We start from the raw sequence: 20416 nt of genomic DNA, 5'->3' as shown, positions 1-20416 counted from the left end.
ATAAAATATTAGCTTTTTCTAAAAAACAGGTGGTTAAAAAAGGTAAAAACCTTTATGACGGAACGGTTGTGAAATGAGATTAAAATGTCAGCCACCCTTATGCTTACCCATAAAAATCAGAAAGCCGGGCCAGGCTTTTCTTATCCAACACAATGATTTTCTTTCCCTGAAATTCAATCAATTTGTCTTTTTTGAATTCTGAAAGCAATCGGATGACCGTTTCGGTGGCAGTTCCCACCAGTCCCGCAATTTCTTCCCTGGTGAGTACAATGTCAATCTTTTGTTTTTCGTTACCATCTACCCCATAATTGTCGGCTAGCATAAGCAAAGTGAATGCCAGTCGCTCACGGATGGTTTTCTGAGTTGCATCAGTGAGCTTGTTTTCCATTACGCCAAGGTCATGGCACAAGGCCCGAGTAAGCCTCCGATGAAAGATATTGTCCTTCGTCAAAATGCTAAGAAAGGTTTCTTTAGGAATAAAGCATATTTTGGCATCCTCTAGAATGGTAGCAGTATTGGAATAGGATTCTTCTCCAATCAGTGAGGTATATCCTAGAAATTCCCCCTTTTGGGCCAATCTGATGATTTGTTCTTTGCCGTTCGAAGCTGTTTTGAATACTTTAACTACCCCAGAGTTGATACAGAAAACACCCATAGGTTTGGTGCCTTCATAATACAAAATCTGGCCTTTTTTGTGGGAAATGAAATTTTTATTTTCAGAGATATTACAAAGGTGCTCCCCGGAAAGGTCAGAAAACATAGAGAATTTCTTACTTAAACAAAGTTCGCAAGGTGTATTTTTTTCCAAAACGGCCATAGTGTTTCATTTTCCTAATGCCAAAAATATTACATAAAACTACCAAAAAAGATGACAAAAGTCACATAAAGTGAGTTTGATTTTCAAACCTCCTTTAAGTTTTGGTGAATTGGGATTTCTTTTCAACATGCTACCATCTAGGTTATGTCGGGAAAACTGTTGATTTGAAGATAAGCCTGTCCATCTGGTTCTTTTTTCAATAGAAAATGCTGATTTCCATTTGAAATGCAAATGTATTGGGCTAACAATGTTTTATTATAAAGTGCCACTTGTTCAACGGTTTTTTGGGTCAGTTTTACCTGTGGTGCCTTGCATTCCACCAATAAAAATGGAAATCCAGATCTGTCCAGCACCAAAACATCAAACCTTTTTTGCATTTGATTGTATTTGAGCCCTTTCTCTAAGGCAAATAGTCCTCTGGGATACTTTTTAAATTCAATCAAAAAATGAATGATGTGTTGCCTTACCCATTCTTCAGGGGTCAAAATCAAAAATTTCTTTCGCAATGTATCAAAAATACTTAATTTACCCTCCCTATGTTCTAGCTTAACGGGAGCTTGGGGAAGATTCAATGGCACCTTCAGGTAAGCATGTTTCTCTTCATACATGGTGCAAATATGGAGGCTAATCACCACAAATTGAAATTATCAGATTCAAGAATGAAAAACCAACTGATTCTATTCCTTTTATGCTTGGGCTTTGCGATGGCTTGTAAGCAAAAAACCAACGTTGACCTTATTTTACACAACGGAACCCTGTACACAGTCAATGAGACTTTTGATACCCAAGAAGCCATGGCTATTCAAGGGGGCAGGATTGTGGCATTGGGATCAGCAAAAGAAATTCTGAAAGATTACCAAGCCATTGATGTGGTTGACTTAGCAGGTCAGTATGTGTATCCCGGCTTTATTGATGCCCATGCCCATTTTTACCGTTACGGAACAGGGTTGCAGGTAGCCGACCTAACCGGGGCCAAATCAGAAGCTGAAATGATCGAAAGAGTAGTTCAGCACCACCAAAATCACCCGGAGGCTGCTTGGATCTTGGGCAGGGGTTGGGACCAAAATCTTTGGGAAGAAAAAAAATTTCCTTCGAAAAACCGCCTGGATGAATTGTTTCCAGACACACCGGTACTTTTGACCCGAATAGACGGGCATGCCGCTTTGGCCAATGCCAAGGCCCTGGAATTGGGAGGTGTTTCAGCCAAAACCAACCTTATGGGTGGCAAGGTGATCCTGGAAAATGGTGCTCCCACCGGAGTGCTTGTTGACAATGCCATCAGCATGGTTTCCTTCCAAATTCCTGATGAAACAGAAGAGGAAGCACAAAAAGCCCTACTGGCCGCGCAGGAAAACTGCTTCGCTGTTGGATTGACCTCAGTCGCTGATGCTGGCCTTGACAAAAAACACATCGATCTCATCGCCTCCCTACACGAAGCAGGCAGTTTGAAAATGCGGATCTATGCCATGGTCAACCCCACCCCTGAAAACTTGGAATATTATTTCGAAAAGGGCCCTATCCAAAATGATCAGCTTACCGTCAGAAGCTTCAAAATCTACGGAGATGGCGCTTTGGGTTCCAGAGGTGCGGCCTTGTTAGCACCCTACCATGACCATCGAGAGGAATTCGGCTTTTTACTCAATACTCCCGAAAATTTTGAAAAGTTTGCTTATAGCCTCTTTGAAAACGGTTTTCAAATGAACACCCATTGCATAGGGGACTCGGCCAACCGTACCTTGCTGGATATTTATGCCAGGGTCTTAAAGACCAAGAATGACTTAAGGTGGCGGATTGAACATGCCCAGGTGGTCAATCAAAAGGATGTAGCCAAGTTTGCGCAATACAGCATCATCCCTTCTGTCCAACCGACCCATGCCACTTCTGATATGTATTGGGCCGAAGAGCGGCTAGGGCCTGATAGAATCAAAACTGCCTATGCCTACAAAACGCTTTTGCAACAAAATGGCACAATTGCTTTGGGCAGTGATTTTCCTGTGGAGGACATCAATCCCCTTTATGGCTTCCATGCAGCAATAGCCAGAAAAGATGCCGAAAATTGGCCGGAGGATGGATTTCAGACTGAAAACAGCTTAACACGGGAAGAGGCATTGCGGGGAATGACCATTTGGGCCGCATTTGCAAACTTTGAGGAGAACCTCAAGGGAAGTCTGGAGGTGGGTAAACTGGCAGATTTTGTTGTTTTAGACCAAGATTTGATGGAAGCCCCTGAGGATACTTTGCGGAACCTGTCTGTCAAGGCTACCTATGTGGATGGGGCAAAAGTGTATTAGGCAACAAGTTCCTTCTTTCGAATCTGTTTAAAAAGACAAATATGGCTTTAACCGGTTTACCCAATCCTCACTCAAAATACGGATTTTAAGCAAATCATCAGCTTGGTCATATGGTCCATGCTGCTTTCGGTAAGCCACGATGACCTTGGCTTCCCCGTAAGTGATATAGGGATGTTTGGCCAACTCAGCTACTTCCGACTCGTTGATTTTGATTTTACTGATGTTGCTTGGGACAAAAGCAAAGCGATCTACCACCCTCATGGCCACCTCCTGCTCCAAACCATAAACTTCCAGCAACTGCTCTTTCCGCACAAATCCACCGAGATTTTCCCGGTATTTTACAATCCTCCCCGCCAATGTAGCCCCTATGCCGGAAACTACCTGAAGGGAAATGGAGTCTACCTCCGCCAAAGTTAGGTTCTTTTGCTGGGGAGTTGGACTGACCTTCCAGTTTTCTGGCTGATTTACATTTTGAGGAGGTGTTGTGTCAATTGACGTTTTTGATTTTAAAGATTTACCGGTTAATGCTTCTTCCTGAGCCATCAATTCCTGGACTATACCAAGGTATTGTTCTTTAATTTGCTCGGTTTGGAAACTGCTCGCTTTTCTAATTCCCCACGGAACCGCATAAAGCACAAACAATACCGGTAAAACCATCACAAATCCCTTGGCTTCCCGTTTGGTAAAACCCAAATAGTTTTTAAAAAAATAAAAAAGTTTCTGTTTCACAGCTTGGTGAATGTTAGATTTAAACAATAATCAGCCTGATAGACAGGCTCTATGAAGCATAAATTAATCATATTGGAATTATTTTCCAATTTTTACCATTTTTGTATGAGAAATCAAGAGAAAATTAACCCATCACTTATTTAGACAGATTTTAAATTACCCTTCGAAACAGGAAAATATTCCTTCTGATTGTATTGGTGATTAAATTTGTTCTCAAATTATAGGTTGATAATGCAAAGCAAATTCCGAGCCGTCAGTTTATCCTACAAAAATGCCCCTGTAGAAATACGGGAAATCATTGCATTGGATGATGCCGAAATTCACGCTTTGTTGCTCAAGCTAAAGGAATTTTTCAGCATCACCGATACCCTTATTCTTTCTACCTGCAACCGTACTGAGGTTTATTATGCTCATGAATTGGATCTCAGCATAGAAATCATCAAGCTGATCGGTCTGGAAAAAGGATTGATTGATGCGGTCAGTTATCTTGAGTATTTTGAAATATTTCATGAGGATAAGGAGTCCATTGACCATTTGTTTAAAGTGGCCATGGGACTAGAAGCCCAGGTAGTCGGAGACATGCAAATCTCCAATCAGGTTAAAAGGGCTTATCAGGCCTCCGTAGACTTGGATATGGCAGGTCCTTTCCTTCACCGCCTGATGCATACCATATTTTTCACCAACAAAAGGGTAGTACAGGAAACTGCTTTCAGAGATGGGGCAGCGTCTATGTCCTACGCCGCAGTGGAATTGATAGAAGAATTGACATCCAATACCTATCAGCCCCGGATCTTGTTGATCGGAGTAGGCGAAATAGGTGAGGATGTGGCCAAAAACATGGTTTACCTTCCCGAAGCCAAAGTAACCATTACCAACAGGACTTTTGAGAAAGCCCAAATTTTAGGTGCTGAGTTAGGTTTTGAAGTGATCCCGTTTGAAGACTGTATAGAGGCCATCAAGGAAGCTGATGTGGTGGTATCCTCCATCATGAAGTCAGAACCTTTTATCACCAAAAAACTGGTTAAATCCCTTGACATCCCGAGCTATAAGTTGTTCATAGACCTTTCGGTCCCGAGAAGCATTGAGACTGATGTTGAAGATGTCCCTGGGGTATTGCTTTACAATGTTGACAACATCCGAAGCAAGGCTTCCGAAACCTTGGAAAAAAGAATGGCAGCCGTACCGGAAGTAGAACGCATCATTGCTGAGAGCATCAGTGAATTTTACAACTGGAAAAAAGAAATGATGGTCTCTCCTGTCATCAATAAATTAAAAAATTCTTTGGAGCAAATCCGGCTTGAGGAGATGGAGCGCTATCTTAAAAACGGAAACCCGGAGCACATGGCGATCATAGATAAGATCACCAAAAGCATGATGCAGAAAATCATCAAAGTACCTGTGGTTCAATTGAGGGCTGCCTGCAAAAGGAATGAAGCAGACCAAATGATCGATTTCATCACAGATCTTTTCGACCTGGAAAAAAAGCCAGAAAATAAATAATTCTCCCCTCCACCCCGTTTCTATCGATATTTTGTCCTTTCGTTTGAAATAGCGGAGAAATATTTTACTTTTCTAAAAATTAGGCTTAATGATTCCCCCTTGGTTTAAAATTTCAGCTTGCTTTCTTTTATTGTCTTCCCCTTTGTTGGCGCAAACTCAGCAATGGGAGGTTTTTGACTATGATTTCAATTTGGTCCAAAGACTCAACAATCAAGAGTTTACCTTGCTAGGTGAGGCGGTGAGGGTCAGCAAGACTGACAAACAGCTGAAATTGCTGAACCAAAGCTACAAACCTTTTCTATCTTTGAAAGGGGAGGAAATATACCAGTACCTCTCCCCATGGATCATTACCAAAAGCGATGACCAAAAAATGGGGGTGTACCATGAGTATGGCGAGGAGATTTTTTCCACAGAGTTCGATCAAATTGAGGTCCTCAACCATCAGATCCTTGTAGAAAAAGAGGGACAATTTCAACTGTACCAGCACAGCAATAGATCCATCGCTACCTTGGGAAAATTCACGGCTGCTTATTTTGCCCCAAACGGTCATGTGATTGGACTTAAGGACACGGTCTTCTTTTTGCCTTCCTCTAAGTTGGATCAAGGCTTTGAGCTACTTCAAGTAGCCAATGAAAGTTTTATTATTGCCAAGGAATCCAGTGGGTATGGGATCATCAATCGATATGGAAAGTATATCATGGATCCTATCTTAGACCATTTAGAATCCTTGGGAGGCAATTATTTTTATGCCTATGATGGCAGGCAACACATGTTAATCAAGGCCAACAATGATTTGGCGCACATCAGCTACACCAGTTACCATAAAATCACTGTAGAAGAGGGACTCATTCTCGAGTACATCCACGGTAAGTTGAGGCGTATCATGAAACAGGATGGAATACTTCTGGACATGGCAGGTATGGAATCAGTCAATAAGATGGGTGAAGACCATTTTCTGGTCCATGCCAGAGAAAACAAAGTAGGTCTGCTGAACAAACAAGGCAAATGGGAAGTGGCGCCTGTGAAAGGTGTAGACCGGATCTATCCAGGCAAAAATGGCCTCTATCCTGCTGAAAAATTAGGACAATTCGGTTATCTGGATAAATCGGGAAATTGGGTCATAGAAGCCCAATTTGAATCAGCCCAAGTCTTTTCTGAAAACCTGGCTGCGGTCAAATCCAATGGGGTCTGGGGATACATCAATCCGCTTGGAGAATGGGTCATACCAGCTGGCCATGGTGCCGCAGGTCCGTTTCACAAAGGCCTCGCCTTGGTAAGGCAAGGGGCCAAATACAATTTGACTGATCCCACAGGGAGGCTGATATTGGATGAATATCTGAGTAATATCTATCTTCAGGACCAAGATTTCTTTCTGACCGAAGAAGAAGGACTCTTTGGTATGCTATCCCCTGAAGGATTGACCATTTCACCTCCAAAATTCGAATTTCTCCAACGGGTAGATCAAAATAAAATATTGGTTAGAATGCAGGACCGCTTTGGTATTCTTGCAGATTCTGGAGAAGTAAATCTTCCCGTTTATTACAAAAAAATCTACATCGACGAAACCAACAAAAAGGTTTTGGCTGAAACGGAAATGCATCTTGTGAATAAGCCAGTAGTAGTACTTCCGGAGAAAAAATCAAGGAAATAATCGGTATTTCATTTACAATTGTTCTTTTTAAAGCAAATTAGGGTTCATTATTTCTCCTTCTCCGCTTTCCGGATCGACTTTTACTTTAATTATTGTACCATCATAAAAATCTTCTCTTTTCATAAAATCACCTGTTTTTTCTAAACAAGTGGATGGTAAATCCCAGCTTTTCTCATTTTCGAATAGCCAAACAGTGTAAAACCAATTTTCATAATTATCTGAGGCCTTCCCTAAAATACAAGACCTCATTCCAGAGATTTTATGTTTTCGAGTCAATACATTGCTCTTGATGACAACAATCTCGTAAAAATCAAAGGGTGGGGTCATTTATAGAATAAGAATTTTTAGATTAAAAAAGCCATAACTCCGATCGTTATGGCTTTTAACTTTTACTTCTTATCTCCTTTGGATTTTCCAGAGTCGGAAGTGGCAATGGAATCCCGCATATCCGTGTCAGATTTGATATTTTCCATGCGGTAATAGTCCATTACCCCTAGGTTTCCAGAGCGGAAGGCTTCTGCTAAGGCTTTGGGTACCTCTGCCTCGGCTTCGATTACCTTGGCACGCATTTCTACATTCCTTGCCCGCATCTCCTGCTCCAAGGCAACAGCCATGGCCCTTCGTTCTTCGGCTTTGGCCTCGGCGACTTTAAGGTCTGCAGAGGCTTGGTCGATCTGTAACTTGGCACCGATATTGGTTCCCACGTCGATGTCGGCAATGTCAATGGAAAGGATCTCAAAGGCTGTCCCGGCATCCAGTCCTCTTTCCAAAACCAGTTTGGAGATTTTGTCCGGGTTTTCCAATACACTCTTGTGATTATGGGCAGAACCTATGGAAGTCACGATGCCTTCTCCTACTCTGGCCAAGATAGTTTCTTCTCCGGCACCACCAACAAGCTGGGCGATGTTAGCTCTCACTGTTACCCTGGCTTTGGCTATCAGCTGAATCCCGTCAGCAGCCACTGCGGCAACATTCGGTGTATTGATTACTTTTGGGTTTACTGAAATCTGCACGGCTTCAAATACATCCCTACCTGCCAAATCTATGGCAGTGGCCTGTTTGAAACTCAGGCTGATGTTGGCTTTGTCCGCAGAGATCAATGCCCGGATGACATTGGGCACATTACCCCCGGCGAGGTAATGGGTTTCAAGGTCATTCGTAGTCAGGTTGAGACCAGCCTTTGTGGCCGTAATCAGAGAATTTACAATGACACTGGGCGGTACCTTTCGGATTCTCATCCCGATCAGCTCTCCGATACCCACCTTTACATTGGAAAAGATGGCCGTGATCCAAAGATTGACCGGTACAAAATAGAGAAAAATAAAGAGCAGTATGAGGGCCGCAAAGGCCGCAAACAGCACAAAGGTGGTATTGCCAAGATCCATAGTTTAACTTTTTATGATGATTTTATTGTTTTCCAATCGATGTATAATAACAGCTGTACCGTTCCGGACAAAACCGGATTCGGATTTCACCTCATATATAATGTCTCCAAATTCAGCCTTTCCGAAGGGTTTGATGTCTGATATGGCTTTGCCTTTCATCCCCACCTCAAGCCCCAATAATCGGTCATCATGGCTACGGCTACTCATGGTTTCCTTGAGGGCAAAACGGGTCCAAACGCCGGAAGAAAAGCCATAAACCAATAAGCCTGTGTGGGCCAATACCATCAAGCCTAAAATGGTCCACGCTGTAGATGCCTCAAAAACCATGAAGCCGTAATAGATACCCGCTGCCGATACCAATAAACCCAAAATTCCAACAATAGTTGTTCCTGGAACAAACAAAATCTCTACCAGAACAAGTATCAAACCTATCGTTAGTAAACTGATCAATAGAAACCAAGTCATGGATAATCTTTAAAGACTGTCCAAAATAGGCAGAATTTTGATCAAAAAGAAAACAATTGAAACAATAAGCAAAAGCTGGATCAAAAAGCTTAAAATGCTTATAAAGCTAAATCGGAATAGTGAAAAACAGGAATGATTTACCAAAAACGGTAGCTTCTTCCTCTGTTTCTAAAAATCCAATTGTCCCAAACATCTTGGGCCAAATAAATTTCCACCCCAAAATTGATCGTGAGAAACCCATCATACCTATTTTCCAAACCACTGCCTCTACGCACTCTCCCGTTACTTTGGAGTATTTTATCCACATTGGGTTCACCGTTTTCCAGTACATAGTCAGGATTCCTGATAGCTAGCCTCAGTCTATCAGGATTAGGCCCCTCTCCTGCTACCCCGTAATCAGCAATCAAGTTTTCATAAAACTCACTGACATTAAATGCACTGATGTCATCCAGATAATCGGTAAGGGTAAATCGGTAATTTCCCTCCAGGAATACATCCATGTAAGGATTAGCCTTGTATTTAAACCCTAAACCCATCGGAAAAACCACAACAATGCCTTTGTAATTCTGTTCTTCGATCTGTAAAGGGCGAAGAGGAACCCACTCTCCCCTCAATCTAGCCTTGGGGTTATTGGTAGATAGACCTACCCCGACAAATATGTAAGGATTGAAAAAATGTCTGTTGAGATTATATAATTTAACGGGTTTCAAGTAATATTCATTGATGAGTGACAACTCGAAGTTTCTTGCTCTGAAATGAAGGTTTCTTGGAGGCCTGTAACTCACTGGATCCGCCTTAGGATCCTGACCCGAAATTTGGTAGTAAGTAAAATCAGACCTGACTTTTAATCTGGTACCATAGGTATATCTTCCAGTCAACTGAATGTTGTAATCAGGCTGTATGCCTTCATCGTATTTCCAGAAAGAATATAGCTCTCCAAAATATTGGGTAGCACCGGCACTTAGGGCTATAGACCAAGGTTCTTCAAATCGGAAGCGATACAAGCTTTGGGAATAAATCTCCCCGATAAAAAGTAGTACAAAAAAAAGAATAAAAGTTATTTTTTTCATTAGTAAGTTACTGAAAAACCGTAGGTTACGATGTTTCCACACCTAGAGCTGAAACAAAAATATTATTTAAATGCAAAAAATAAAATTATTCTTCAATTTCCTTTTTAAAAAAGCCACTTTTCAAGTGCAAATCCCGCTGAGGAAAAGGAATCTCTATTCCTGCTTCGTTGAACCTCTTGAATATTTCGTAATACAATTGGCTTTGTAAAACTTTTGGTTTGTTGGTGTATTCTGAAGTCCAAACCCTCAAGTCAAAATCGATACTGTTGTCTCCATAACCTCTGAAAAGCAGATCAGGTGCTGGTTTTTTAAGTACACCATCATTTTCCAAAGCCGCGTCTACAACGATTTTCTTTACTTTTGCGGGATCCTCTTTGTAGGAAACACCAATGGGGAAATTGAAGCGAATGTTTCGATCGTTATGGGACCAATTGATCACCTGACTGTCAATGAACTGACTGTTGGGAACGATAATGGTGATGTTGTCATTGGTGACCACCATGGTAGATCTTGCAGAAATTTTAATCACATCCCCATTGATCCCACCCACCTCAATCCGGTCACCCACTTTAATAGGTTGTTCAAAAAGAATAATTAATCCGCTGATGAAGTTGTTGGTGATGTTTTGAAGTCCAAAACCAATACCAACACCCAAGGCCCCTGCCAGAATCCCAAAAGCACTTAAATCAATGCCATTGGTCTGAAGGATACTGAACATACCAGCCAGAATCAAAACATATTTAATCAGCGTTCCCACCGCCTGACGGGTCCCCATATCAATTTGGTATTTGGACAATACCTTGTTCACCAGTAATTTTCTAACCCATTCTGCTACAATCAATAAAAGCGTTACAGAAACGACCAAAGTGACTATCAGTCCGATCGTTAAACTGTGATCGGAAACTGTGAACAACTTGATCGACATGAAATCATTGAACAAGTCCAGAAACTTTCCCATTTGTTTTTTAAGTTTAAACCATCTATCTATTCCTGAAGAAACGGAATTTCCTTTGAGGTATTGATGTTTTCAAGTTAATAAATATTTTTTCGATACAATAATTTCATTTCTCTTTGGTCCAACAGCCGATTCGAAATAAAGTTTCGTCAAGAACATATTTTGATACACAACTATTTTAGTCAGGTATAATTAATTATTTTTGAATCATGAGTAAACAAAAGGAAGAACTTGAGCACAGACTGAAGTTACGGAACATAAAATTATCAGATTACAATGACATCAGGGAAATCATGGTTTCTATCTATAAGGAACCTGGTGGTGCCTGGACCAAAGAAGAATTGAAGAATCAGATCAAGGCTTTTCCTGAAGGTCAGATCTGTATTGAAGATAATGGAAAAGTAGTCGCCGCAGCCTTGAGCCTTATTGTTGACTATGGAAAATTCGGAGATAACCATACCTATGATCAAATCACAGGATACGGGAAATTCGATACACATGATGATGATGGGGATACCTTGTATGGAACCGATGTTTTTGTGCATACTGAATACCGAGGCATGCGTTTGGGCAGAAGGTTGTATGATGCACGAAAAGAGCTTTGCGAGAACCTTAATCTCAGGTCGATCATAGCCGGTGGAAGGATACCGGGATATACCAACTTTGCGGACCAAATGACCCCTAGGAAATACATTGATCAGGTCAAAAGCAAGGAAATATATGACCCTGTTCTTTCCTTTCAGCTGGCCAATGAATTCCACGTTCGAAAAGTCATTACCAAATACCTGCCTGAAGATACGGATTCCAGAGCCTACGCCACCCTCTTGGAATGGATCAATATCTATTATGAAAAGGACGAGAAACTCATTGGTAACAAAAAGACCATCGTCCGGCTGGGCCTGGTTCAGTGGAAAATGAGGCGCTTCAACAGCATCGATGATCTGATGCAGCAGGTGGAGTTTTTTGTGGACACGGTGTCGGGTTACAAATCCGACTTTTGCCTGCTTCCGGAATTTTTCAATGCACCATTGCTGGCAGAATTCAACGATATGGATGCTTCTGAGGCCATCCGAAATTTGGCTGACTATACCGAAGAGATCATCAATCGGATGAAGGAATTGGCCTTGTCCTACAATGTCAACATCATTGCAGGGAGTATGCCTGAATATGACAACAAAAAACTCAGGAATGTGAGCTATCTCTGCCGGCGGGACGGTACCATGGACAAGCAGTACAAACTTCACATCACCCCGGACGAACAATCCTATTGGGGTCTTCAGGGAGGAAATGGCATCAGGGTTTTTGAAACCGATGCGGGTAAGATAGGTATTTTGATTTGTTATGATGTGGAATTTCCCGAACTTGGCAGAATTCTGGCCGAGCAGGAGATGGACATTCTTTTTGTCCCATTCTGGACGGATACTAAAAATGCTTACCTGAGGGTAAGTACCTGCGCTAAAGCGAGGGCAATAGAAAACGAATGCTATGTGGCCATCACTGGATCTGTAGGAAACCTACCCCGCGTAGAAAACATGGACATACAGCATTCAAGGGCGGCCATTTATTCCCCTTCGGATTTTTCCTTTCCCCATGACAATGTCATCGCAGAAGCTTCAGAAAACACCGAGACTACCATCGTAGCTGACGTGGACCTTGATCTGTTGACTAAGTTGAGGAAGGCAGGTTCAGTCAGAAACCTTGAACAAAGAAGGTTGGACCTGTATTCCATCCATTGGAAGAAAAAGAAATGACATGCTAGACCATTTAGAAGGGATTGCTTCTCATATTTTTGAAAAAGCGAAAGCCATTAAACTGATCATTACAGACATAGACGGTGTGATGACAGATGGAGGGATCATTTATGATGACAATCAACTAGAATACAAAAAATTCAACGTCAAGGATGGATTGATCGTTCATCACCTACAGCACCATCACATCAAAGTGGGGGCCATTACTGGCCGAGACTCACTTGTTGTGAGAAACCGCTGTGAGGAGTTGAAGTTTGACTTTCACCTACACGGTGTAAAAAATAAAATGGAAAAACTTCACGAGGTGTTGGGAATGTTGGGCATCTCTTTGTCTGCCTGCGCTTATTTGGGTGACGATCTCATAGATCTGCCAATCCTTACCAAGGTAGGCTTGTCCGTTGCACCAGCCGATGCCCTGCCCTACGTGCAGGCAAAGGTAGATCATGTAAGTACTAAAAAAGGCGGCGAAGGTGTTTTCAGGGAGCTGGCTGATATTATTCTTCATGCTCAGGGGCATTTAATTCCTTTGATAGAAAAACATGCTAAATGAAATATATGGTTATCCGCTTCTTTGCCACTAACCCAATATTCTTCTTCAAACGGGTTGGAAGTCCGAAGTCCGAAGTCTGATGTACCGGACATTTCAATTTGCTGGCGAGAATTATATTGAATTACCATTTTACTGGTTTCATTCCGTACATACACAATAAAATATGATGAAAAAATATACACAACCCATGCAAATCACCGAGTCCATCACTTTGGGGGCAGGCAATCCGGTACTTTTTTCAGGTCCTTGCGCAGTAGAAAGCCTGGATATTTGTTTGGAAATAGGAAGCACTGTCAAATCCTTGGCTGCAAAATTTGGGTTTGATTATGTTTTCAAAGCCTCATTTGACAAAGCCAACCGAACTTCATCCGGCTCTTTTAGGAGCATTGGCATGGACCAGTCTCTTCAAGTCTTACAGAAAGTAGGTCAAGAACTCAAGGTCCCATTGGTTACTGACATCCATGAAAGTTACCAGGCTGAGGAGGTAGCTCAGGTGGTGGATGTATTGCAGATCCCAGCTTTTCTTTGTCGCCAAACGGACCTGTTACTCGCTGCAGGAAAGACAGGGAAGGCTGTTAAAATAAAAAGAGGGCAGTTTATGGCTCCTGAAGACATGCAGTATGCCGTAGACAAGGTAAGGTCAACCGGTAACCCCAATGTCTGCCTGACAGAAAGAGGTTTTTCATTGGGCTATCACAACTTGGTAGTGGACATGAGGGGATTGCCTATCATGCGCCAATTTGCCCCTGTCGTGTTTGACATTACCCATAGTGTACAACAACCTGGCGGTCAGGGAGGGAGCAGCGGTGGCCAGCGGGAGTTTGCACCGGTACTGGCCCGAGCAGCTGCCGCTACCGGTATTGACGGGTTTTTCATCGAAACCCATCCTGATCCTTCCAAGGCTTTGAGTGATGGTCCGAATTTGATACCCCTACATAAGATGGAGAGTTTTCTGGAAATGCTGCGTGCATCTTGGGAACTCGGGCAAAGGTATCAGGATTTCCAGGTGGAATAATCGGTTTCCTTCCTTTAAGGAATGATCCTTTACATCTTCTCCGCTTTTGCTTTCATCCAAAGTTAAAGTTAAAAGGCATCTGATGGCATAATATCAACTTCAACCTTCTTAAATTTCCTGCCGAATTTCTTAATCACCATATTTGACAAATTTGTTACCTATGAAAAATCAGAATTGCTTACTTTTTTTTATACTGATCAGCTTTCAAGTCTCGGGTCAAGAGTGGCAGGAATCTGTATCCTTTGAAATCAGAAACACCCTTGAAAACCAATTTCTGGATGAACGGGTTATCTTGCAGCAAATCCCTTTGTACAGTTCGGAAACTATGCTTAGGTTCTACACCAACAGGGCTTTTGATCCAGCCTGGTTTGAGCAAGGAAAGCTGACCTGCAATGCCTATGAAATGCGGTATCAGATTCAACAATCTTTTTTTGATGGGTTGGTGCCAGAGGACTACCATCTCGGCATCATCAATGATTATTTTGAAACTTTGGAAAAAGATCAAGATGAGTATACGGTCAAGCAGCAAGCCAATCTGGATATTTTTCTAACAGATGCCTATATCATGTTATCCACCCATCTTTTTACAGGAAAGCTTAATCCAGATGAGATGGCAGCGAACTGGAACATCCAAAGAAAAAATTCCAATCTGTTGATTGATCCGAGGTTGGAAGAGGCCATTCAGGGCAATAAAATCAAAACCAGCCTTCAAGAACTTTGGCCCAGTTTCAGGATTTATCCCAGGATGCGTGAGAGCCTTCGGGAGTTTCATGAGATCAATAAAAAAGAAAAGCCTAAATGGAACAAACTGACTGTTGAAAAATCTTTGAAACCAGGAGAGAGAAACCCTATACTACATCAGATCAGAGAACGGCTTATCTTTTGGGGAGACCTCGAACCTTATGAGGCGCCTGACCTTAACCAATATGACTCAATTCTTCTCTCCGGAGTGCAACGCCTTCAGGTCAGAAATGGACTCCTGCCCGACGGGGTATTGGGAGCGGGAACCCTGGAGGCACTCAACAAGTCCCCTCAGGATCTGATGGGTCAGGTAGCCGTAAATCTAGAAAGACTCAGGTGGTTGCCAGATTCTTTGAAGTTTGATAAGTTGATATTGGTCAACATTGCCAATTTTCAAATGGATTACCTGAAAGATCGTGATACCTTATTGACTTCCAATGCCATCGTGGGCAAGGATTATCGGGCCACTCCGGTTTTTGATGCAAGGATGTCTTACCTGGTTTTCAGCCCCACTTGGACGGTGCCCCCCACCATTCTAGCCAATGATGTGATCCCAGCTGTCAAACGGGACTTGGGTTATTTGGCTGCAAAAAAAATGCGCATCTTGACGCATTCAGGCGTTGAAGTGGATCCCAAATCCATTGATTGGAGTAAAATCACTGCAAGAAATTTCCCTTATATGGTAAGGCAGGATCCAGGCCAGCAAAATTCTTTGGGTCTGGTGAAATTTATGTTTCCCAACAAATACAATGTCTATATCCATGACACCCCTACCCGCTCCCTTTTTAGTAGGGACAACAGGGCTTTGAGCTCAGGATGTATACGAATAGAGAAACCAATTGAATTTGCCAAATTACTCTTGGAAGAGTTCCCACAATGGGATGAAGAAGCGATTAAAAAGGCAATGAATTCAGGCAAAGAGCGCACCGTTAACCTTAAAGAGAGTATCCCTGTGGTGATTTTATACCTGACCTTCTGGACAGATGGAAAAAACGAAATGCACGTACGCAATGACCTCTATAAAAGGGATGGAAGGATATTGGCTGAGTTATACAAAACCAGAAATTAAGGTCAGCTGAGGGCAGGTCGGATCAAAGGAGATTCGCCAAGATATTGAAGATCATTTCCAAAGATGAAAAGCACACACTGTTCTTTGATCAAGTCTATGATTTCTTTGGACTGGGTTTCCGGCAATGCGGGGCATCCAAGACTTCTTCCTAATCGGCCTGTGGTTTTGACCACCTCCTCTGAAGCATATTCAGCCCCGTGAATGACAATTGCCCGCTCTCTAGCTTTGTCGTTAAATCCTTCTTCCAAACCATCTAACCTAAGAGAATATCCGTGCTTTCCTTGGTAGGTTTCCGCAGTCAAATAAAACCCAAGACTGCTCATAAAACTCGAAGGGGTATTTGAAAACATTTCTGCATGAAGATTTCCGGAGTTCCTTCCATGAGAAACCAAAGAAGTCTTGAGGATCTGACCTGAATTGACGTCAATGATCCACATCCTTTTTTCAGAAGAAGGCAGTGAATAATCAATGATGGTCAGCGGTTTGTCCAATGTCATTTGATTTTCTGAAACAAGTTTTAAAAAACCCGTCAGACCCAATTCCAATACGTTTGAACTTGGCAATGTAAGGGATTGGTTTTCTTGATGATCTAAAATTAATTCAACCATCCTACCTGTCAGATCCATACTAATTGTCCTGCTGGGCTCTTGTTCATTTTGAAGCGTCAGTGGACTCCAAAAAGAAGAACAGGTAAAAACTATCAATAAGGCAAAAATTCTCAGCATTGCATTATAAAGAGGGTAACCGATCTTGCAAATTAACAAAATCAATATCAATACAACGCTTCCTTGATGGTAATATTTTAGGGGTTTTAGAAATGGAACTCAAAATTCAACTTACATTGTTACTATGCTGATTTATCAGTTGAATGTTTCTAATGAGACAAATGGACATTATGATAAGTATATTTGCCATATGAATCAGTAAAATAACAGCCAGTAAAGATTTGGCAACAAATGAATTAGGTTATTTTGTTTAACTATTGGAGAAAAAATTTAAACATTATATCAGGATTCAAGTTCGTATTAAAAGAATTCAAAACTTAGGGAATAACAACAATTTAAACACATTGGATTTCCATTAGCCCAGCAAAGTAAAAATTAATGAAGGTTGCCGTCTACAGAAAAGAGCATTTCAATGCTGCCCACAGATTACACAATCCAGATTGGTCCGAAGAACAAAATACCCGTGTCTTTGGCAAATGCAACAATCCTCATTTTCACGGCCACAATTATGATTTGATCGTAAAGCTTGTTGGAGAAATAGACCCTAATACAGGTTACGTGTATGACATGAAGATCCTCAGTGATCTTATTAAAGAAAATGTACTGAATAAATTTGATCATAAAAACTTAAACCTAGATACCGATGAATTTAAAAACCTTAATCCAACTGCGGAAAACATTGCTGTGGTTATTTGGAATATTCTGAGAAATAAAATTGATACTAAATACGAAATAACAATTCGACTATATGAAACAGAAAGAAACTTTGTTGAATACAACGGGAATGATATTTGACCATACCATAGAGGAAATTGGCGATGAACACATTGGGACCTCCCATGAGACCCCCCTTAGAGAAGATGCCTTTGAAATGGATGACGAGCTCAAGATGGAGTTGATCGAAAAGCATTTTAGGGAAATCATGCATGTTCTCGGTTTGGACCTTACGGATGATAGCCTAAAGGGAACGCCAAGAAGAGTGGCCAAGATGTACATCAAGGAAGTCTTCAGCGGTTTGAATCCCAAAAACAGGCCAGATGTCAAACTTTTCGAAAACAAATACAAGTACAACGAGATGTTGGTAGAGAAAGACATTACTTTTTTCTCCAACTGCGAACACCATTTTGTACCCATATATGGCAAAGCACATGTAGCTTACATTTCCAATGGCACGGTGATTGGTCTATCCAAAATAAACCGCATTGTCCAATATTTTGCTAAAAGACCTCAGGTACAAGAAAGATTGACCATGCAGATAGGCAATGAATTGAAAGAAATGTTGAAAACTGATGACGTGGCTGTAATCATAGATGCCCATCACATGTGCGTTTCTTCGAGAGGTATACAGGATGTCAGCAGTAGCACAGTGACTTCCTTTTATAGTGGGAAATTTGAACAAGATGAACAATCCAGAAATGAATTTATGAAATATATTTCTTTGGAATAACTTTAATACAACTGAACCAACAAAGCCGAAATGTAATGTTTCGGCTTTTTTATTGTTTAAAAAATCAAACAATTTAGGTTCTAAGGTACTTAATTATGGAAAAGAAACTGATACATGAAAGATAAAAATATTGTTATCATCGGAGGAAACTCAGGGATTGGTAAAAGCATCGCAACCATGTTGGAAAATAAGGGTGCCAATTTGTATTTGTACAGCAAGAGCGGAAATGGCACTCAACAACTGGATGTAGAATCGGATTTTTCAGAAATTGAAGGTTTGCCCGAAAAAATAGACGGACTGGTATATTGTCCCGGGACAATCAACTTAAAACCTTTTCACCGTTTGAGCTTGGATGAGTTTCAAAGAGACCTTAACATTAATGTTTTAGGAGCCGTAAAAGTGCTTCAATCTTGTATGAAAGGACTTAAAAAAGCAGACAAAGCTTCGGTGGTTTTGTTCAGCACTGTAGCCGTTCAGGTTGGATTGGGTTTTCATGCTTCTATTGCCAGTGCCAAAGGGGCTCTAGAAGGCCTGACAAGGTCATTGGCCGCAGAATGGTCAGCCTCCAAAATAAGGGTGAACGCCATTGCTCCCTCTTTGACAGATACCTCCCTTGCCAGCCAACTGCTTTCTACAGACGACAAAAAAGAAGCCTCCAACAAGAGACATCCATTGGGACGTTTTGGCCAGCCAGAAGACATCGCTTCCGCAGCAATTTACCTGTTGAGCGGTGAATCCACTTGGATGACCGGACAAATTTTACATTTGGACGGCGGTATGTCTTCGGTAAGAAATGTATAAAAATTCCCATTTTTTAAAACAATCAGATTAAAAAAGTGTAGTTGGAATAGGGTATGATCCCAATTGATTAAAGTATGATGATTATGAAGACCCCACCGGAATCATTTTTGATTTTCAAGGAAGAACTTAAGAAAGCCCAGCTTGAAAAAGAGCGGTTGAAAAAGGAATATGACCTCAAAATGGCAGAAATGAATCAGGAATTACACCGCTTAAAAGAACAGATCAATTCCCAACAGGAAATGATGAAAACCACGCTAGAATACGCCATTAAACTGGAGGAAAACATGGATCAGTTTCGTGAAGAAATGACCCATAAGCACAATTTGAAAAGAAACACATTCCTATAATACCAAAACCTAAGCCATCATGAATGACCTGATCAGTATAACGGAAAACCACCATTTCCAATTGGTTTTTGAAGAGAAATACAGCAAAGTCCTTGCTGACGGTGACAACGGAATCATTATCTGTGAATTATTGGTGGACTATGTACCTATAGAGGACTTCAAAGAGACTTTCCATAAAATTTCAAAAATTGTAAAAGGTGGAAAATACCACAAGTTCATTTTTGATAAACGTGCCCTGAGGGCTTTTCACCAGCCAAGTATGGAATGGTATTTCCTGGTGTGGAAAGCAGAGATGTTGGAATACGGCCTGAATGTGCACCGAAAAATTCTTCCTTCTGAAAAGTGGTTTGAGAAAATGGTGATGATTGCCAAGGCTCAAATCATCCAAAACCATCCAGATAATGTCATCGACCGACTAGACATTCAGTATTGCGACTCTGTTGAGGAAGCGATTCTTACCTAATGAGACATATTACCAGAAAACAGCTATTGGATGCGCCGAGTGATTTCAGAAGAAATCTTGTCAATAGCATCACTGGATACAAAAGCCTCCACCTAATCGGCTCCCAGAACAGGAATGGAGAGACAAATTTAGCCCCATTTTCACAGGTATTCCACATTGGAGCTACCCCGCCCCTGATAGGAATCTTATTCAGACCCCATACCGTGGAAAGGCACACCCTTGAAAACATTCTGGATACGGGGTATTTTACCCTCAATCATGTGAGTTCCTCCTTTTATAAAGCAGCTCATCAGACAGCGGCAAGGTATGCTGTTTCAGAATTTAAGGCCACAGGATTAGAAGAAGTTTATCTGGAAGACTTCCCTGCACCATTTGTTGTTCCCTCTCAAGTAAAAATGGGTTGTTACCTCGTTGAAAACCAAACCTTAAAAGTCAATGACACCGTATTGGTCATAGGGGAAATTCAACATTTCTGGGTTGCGGAAAAGGGGTTGGGTTTTGACGGAATGTTGGACTTGAATGTTCTTGATACCGTAACTGTGAGTGGGCTGGATACTTATCATATCGGCAAAAAACTGGGACGTCTCAGCTACCCCAAACCTGATCAGCCAATACAAGAGATTTAGGACTGAAATCAAGCTGAT

The 20416-nt window shown here is 41.5% G+C and carries 22 protein-coding genes; 13 read left to right on the top strand and 9 right to left on the bottom strand.

All coding sequences use genetic code 11. The features are described from left to right. Positions 1 to 103 precede the first annotated feature (103 nt). Together H1A14_RS16050 and H1A14_RS16045 are read right to left on the bottom strand one after the other, a co-directional pair. Complete coding sequence (locus H1A14_RS16050) at positions 104 to 817, bottom strand: Crp/Fnr family transcriptional regulator (protein ID WP_194777296.1); 714 nt, start codon at positions 815 to 817, stop codon at positions 104 to 106. A 137-nt stretch (positions 818 to 954) separates the two neighbouring features. Then, the gene (locus H1A14_RS16045; RefSeq protein ID WP_194777295.1) at positions 955 to 1425 is read right to left on the bottom strand and encodes a type I restriction enzyme HsdR N-terminal domain-containing protein; all 471 of its coding nucleotides are present in this window, start codon (positions 1423 to 1425) and stop codon (positions 955 to 957) included. Positions 1426 to 1476: 51 nt separating this feature from the next. On the opposite strand from H1A14_RS16045, the gene H1A14_RS16040 reads away from it, so the two are divergent. Continuing rightward, the gene (locus H1A14_RS16040) at positions 1477 to 3108 is read left to right on the top strand and encodes an amidohydrolase (protein WP_194777294.1); all 1632 of its coding nucleotides are present in this window, start codon (positions 1477 to 1479) and stop codon (positions 3106 to 3108) included. Positions 3109 to 3135: 27 nt separating this feature from the next. Here the strand turns inward: H1A14_RS16040 and H1A14_RS16035 are convergent, their stop codons facing one another. After that, positions 3136 to 3837, bottom strand: a complete 702-nt coding sequence (locus H1A14_RS16035) for a ComEA family DNA-binding protein (protein WP_194777293.1) — start codon at positions 3835 to 3837, stop codon at positions 3136 to 3138. A gap of 231 nt (positions 3838 to 4068) precedes the next feature. Between H1A14_RS16035 and hemA the strand changes: the two genes are divergently transcribed. Next, positions 4069 to 5337: a glutamyl-tRNA reductase gene (hemA, locus tag H1A14_RS16030; protein WP_194777292.1), complete on the top strand. Its 1269-nt coding sequence runs from the start codon at positions 4069 to 4071 to the stop codon at positions 5335 to 5337. Positions 5338 to 5425: 88 nt separating this feature from the next. Then, positions 5426 to 6988, top strand: coding sequence for a WG repeat-containing protein (locus H1A14_RS16025; RefSeq protein ID WP_194777291.1), 1563 nt, complete (start codon positions 5426 to 5428; stop codon positions 6986 to 6988). 27 nt (positions 6989 to 7015) lie between these two features. Here H1A14_RS16025 and imm31 read toward each other — a convergent pair whose 3' ends face one another. The 5 genes from imm31 to H1A14_RS16000 form a co-directional block, all read right to left on the bottom strand. Next, a complete protein-coding gene (imm31, locus tag H1A14_RS16020; RefSeq protein WP_194777290.1) occupies positions 7016 to 7315 on the bottom strand; it encodes an Imm31 family immunity protein in 300 nt (99 codons plus the stop codon). 62 nt (positions 7316 to 7377) lie between these two features. After that, positions 7378 to 8373: a flotillin-like protein FloA gene (gene floA, locus H1A14_RS16015; RefSeq protein WP_194777289.1), complete on the bottom strand. Its 996-nt coding sequence runs from the start codon at positions 8371 to 8373 to the stop codon at positions 7378 to 7380. Between the two features lie 3 nt (positions 8374 to 8376). Then, entirely contained in the window at positions 8377 to 8838 is a 462-nt protein-coding gene (locus tag H1A14_RS16010) for an NfeD family protein (RefSeq protein ID WP_194777288.1), read from the bottom strand. 137 nt (positions 8839 to 8975) lie between these two features. Next, complete coding sequence (locus H1A14_RS16005) at positions 8976 to 9908, bottom strand: DUF6089 family protein (protein WP_194777287.1); 933 nt, start codon at positions 9906 to 9908, stop codon at positions 8976 to 8978. An 85-nt stretch (positions 9909 to 9993) separates the two neighbouring features. Then, a complete protein-coding gene (locus H1A14_RS16000) occupies positions 9994 to 10866 on the bottom strand; it encodes a mechanosensitive ion channel family protein (RefSeq protein WP_228527818.1) in 873 nt (290 codons plus the stop codon). A gap of 206 nt (positions 10867 to 11072) precedes the next feature. Here H1A14_RS16000 and H1A14_RS15995 point away from each other — a divergent pair, with 206 nt between their 5' ends. The 4 genes from H1A14_RS15995 to H1A14_RS15980 all read left to right on the top strand — a co-directional run bounded on the left by H1A14_RS15995 (position 11073) and on the right by H1A14_RS15980 (position 15989). Next, the gene (locus tag H1A14_RS15995) at positions 11073 to 12614 is read left to right on the top strand and encodes a bifunctional GNAT family N-acetyltransferase/carbon-nitrogen hydrolase family protein (protein ID WP_194777286.1); all 1542 of its coding nucleotides are present in this window, start codon (positions 11073 to 11075) and stop codon (positions 12612 to 12614) included. A 1-nt stretch (position 12615) separates the two neighbouring features. Further along, complete coding sequence (locus H1A14_RS15990) at positions 12616 to 13164, top strand: KdsC family phosphatase (protein WP_194777285.1); 549 nt, start codon at positions 12616 to 12618, stop codon at positions 13162 to 13164. Between the two features lie 166 nt (positions 13165 to 13330). Then, positions 13331 to 14179 (top strand): 3-deoxy-8-phosphooctulonate synthase, encoded by an 849-nt coding sequence (kdsA, locus tag H1A14_RS15985; RefSeq protein WP_194777420.1) that lies wholly within the window; start codon positions 13331 to 13333, stop codon positions 14177 to 14179. A 160-nt stretch (positions 14180 to 14339) separates the two neighbouring features. After that, the gene (locus H1A14_RS15980; protein ID WP_194777284.1) at positions 14340 to 15989 is read left to right on the top strand and encodes a L,D-transpeptidase family protein; all 1650 of its coding nucleotides are present in this window, start codon (positions 14340 to 14342) and stop codon (positions 15987 to 15989) included. Between the two features lie 2 nt (positions 15990 to 15991). On the opposite strand, the gene H1A14_RS15975 is transcribed toward H1A14_RS15980, so the two are convergent. Beyond that, entirely contained in the window at positions 15992 to 16714 is a 723-nt protein-coding gene (locus H1A14_RS15975) for a murein L,D-transpeptidase catalytic domain family protein (protein ID WP_194777283.1), read from the bottom strand. Between the two features lie 378 nt (positions 16715 to 17092). Here H1A14_RS15975 and H1A14_RS15970 point away from each other — a divergent pair, with 378 nt between their 5' ends. From H1A14_RS15970 to H1A14_RS15945, 6 genes are all read left to right on the top strand, one after another. Beyond that, positions 17093 to 17509 carry a 6-pyruvoyl trahydropterin synthase family protein gene (locus tag H1A14_RS15970; RefSeq protein ID WP_194777282.1) on the top strand — a complete coding sequence of 139 codons (417 nt, stop codon included), beginning with the start codon at positions 17093 to 17095 and terminating at the stop codon, positions 17507 to 17509. Next, entirely contained in the window at positions 17463 to 18161 is a 699-nt protein-coding gene (gene folE, locus H1A14_RS15965; RefSeq protein ID WP_194777281.1) for a GTP cyclohydrolase I FolE, read from the top strand. Before H1A14_RS15970 ends, folE begins: the two co-directional genes overlap by 47 nt. A 114-nt stretch (positions 18162 to 18275) precedes the next feature. Next, complete coding sequence (locus H1A14_RS15960; RefSeq protein ID WP_194777280.1) at positions 18276 to 18962, top strand: SDR family NAD(P)-dependent oxidoreductase; 687 nt, start codon at positions 18276 to 18278, stop codon at positions 18960 to 18962. An 83-nt stretch (positions 18963 to 19045) separates the two neighbouring features. Continuing rightward, on the top strand, positions 19046 to 19309 hold the full coding sequence (locus H1A14_RS15955; protein WP_194777279.1) for a hypothetical protein: 264 nt from the start codon (positions 19046 to 19048) through the stop codon (positions 19307 to 19309). 19 nt (positions 19310 to 19328) lie between these two features. Next, positions 19329 to 19772 carry a hypothetical protein gene (locus tag H1A14_RS15950; RefSeq protein WP_194777278.1) on the top strand — a complete coding sequence of 148 codons (444 nt, stop codon included), beginning with the start codon at positions 19329 to 19331 and terminating at the stop codon, positions 19770 to 19772. Beyond that, positions 19772 to 20398 (top strand): flavin reductase family protein, encoded by a 627-nt coding sequence (locus tag H1A14_RS15945; protein WP_194777277.1) that lies wholly within the window; start codon positions 19772 to 19774, stop codon positions 20396 to 20398. Before H1A14_RS15950 ends, H1A14_RS15945 begins: the two co-directional genes overlap by 1 nt. Positions 20399 to 20416: the final 18 nt, after the last annotated feature.

The sequence above is a fragment of the Pararhodonellum marinum genome, assembly GCF_015354735.1.
Classification (GTDB): Bacteria; Bacteroidota; Bacteroidia; order Cytophagales; family Cyclobacteriaceae; genus Pararhodonellum; species Pararhodonellum marinum.
This window is presented reverse-complemented; position numbering and strand designations above follow the sequence as displayed.

Coding starts and splice junctions, on each gene's coding strand:
- H1A14_RS15995 (WP_194777286.1), top strand. CDS start 11,073: ATGAGTAAACAAAAGGAAGAACTTGAGCACAGACTGAAGTTACGGAAC.
- H1A14_RS15955 (WP_194777279.1), top strand. CDS start 19,046: ATGAAGACCCCACCGGAATCATTTTTGATTTTCAAGGAAGAACTTAAG.
- H1A14_RS16040 (WP_194777294.1), top strand. CDS start 1,477: ATGAAAAACCAACTGATTCTATTCCTTTTATGCTTGGGCTTTGCGATG.
- H1A14_RS16010 (WP_194777288.1), bottom strand. CDS start 8,838: ATGACTTGGTTTCTATTGATCAGTTTACTAACGATAGGTTTGATACTT.
- H1A14_RS15975 (WP_194777283.1), bottom strand. CDS start 16,714: ATGCTGAGAATTTTTGCCTTATTGATAGTTTTTACCTGTTCTTCTTTT.
- imm31 (WP_194777290.1), bottom strand. CDS start 7,315: ATGACCCCACCCTTTGATTTTTACGAGATTGTTGTCATCAAGAGCAAT.
- H1A14_RS16005 (WP_194777287.1), bottom strand. CDS start 9,908: ATGAAAAAAATAACTTTTATTCTTTTTTTTGTACTACTTTTTATCGGG.
- H1A14_RS15990 (WP_194777285.1), top strand. CDS start 12,616: ATGCTAGACCATTTAGAAGGGATTGCTTCTCATATTTTTGAAAAAGCG.
- hemA (WP_194777292.1), top strand. CDS start 4,069: ATGCAAAGCAAATTCCGAGCCGTCAGTTTATCCTACAAAAATGCCCCT.
- H1A14_RS16050 (WP_194777296.1), bottom strand. CDS start 817: ATGGCCGTTTTGGAAAAAAATACACCTTGCGAACTTTGTTTAAGTAAG.
- H1A14_RS15950 (WP_194777278.1), top strand. CDS start 19,329: ATGAATGACCTGATCAGTATAACGGAAAACCACCATTTCCAATTGGTT.
- H1A14_RS16045 (WP_194777295.1), bottom strand. CDS start 1,425: ATGTATGAAGAGAAACATGCTTACCTGAAGGTGCCATTGAATCTTCCC.
- floA (WP_194777289.1), bottom strand. CDS start 8,373: ATGGATCTTGGCAATACCACCTTTGTGCTGTTTGCGGCCTTTGCGGCC.
- H1A14_RS15970 (WP_194777282.1), top strand. CDS start 17,093: ATGAAGGTTGCCGTCTACAGAAAAGAGCATTTCAATGCTGCCCACAGA.
- kdsA (WP_194777420.1), top strand. CDS start 13,331: ATGAAAAAATATACACAACCCATGCAAATCACCGAGTCCATCACTTTG.
- H1A14_RS15980 (WP_194777284.1), top strand. CDS start 14,340: ATGAAAAATCAGAATTGCTTACTTTTTTTTATACTGATCAGCTTTCAA.
- folE (WP_194777281.1), top strand. CDS start 17,463: ATGAAACAGAAAGAAACTTTGTTGAATACAACGGGAATGATATTTGAC.
- H1A14_RS15960 (WP_194777280.1), top strand. CDS start 18,276: ATGAAAGATAAAAATATTGTTATCATCGGAGGAAACTCAGGGATTGGT.
- H1A14_RS15945 (WP_194777277.1), top strand. CDS start 19,772: ATGAGACATATTACCAGAAAACAGCTATTGGATGCGCCGAGTGATTTC.
- H1A14_RS16025 (WP_194777291.1), top strand. CDS start 5,426: ATGATTCCCCCTTGGTTTAAAATTTCAGCTTGCTTTCTTTTATTGTCT.
- H1A14_RS16000 (WP_228527818.1), bottom strand. CDS start 10,866: ATGGGAAAGTTTCTGGACTTGTTCAATGATTTCATGTCGATCAAGTTG.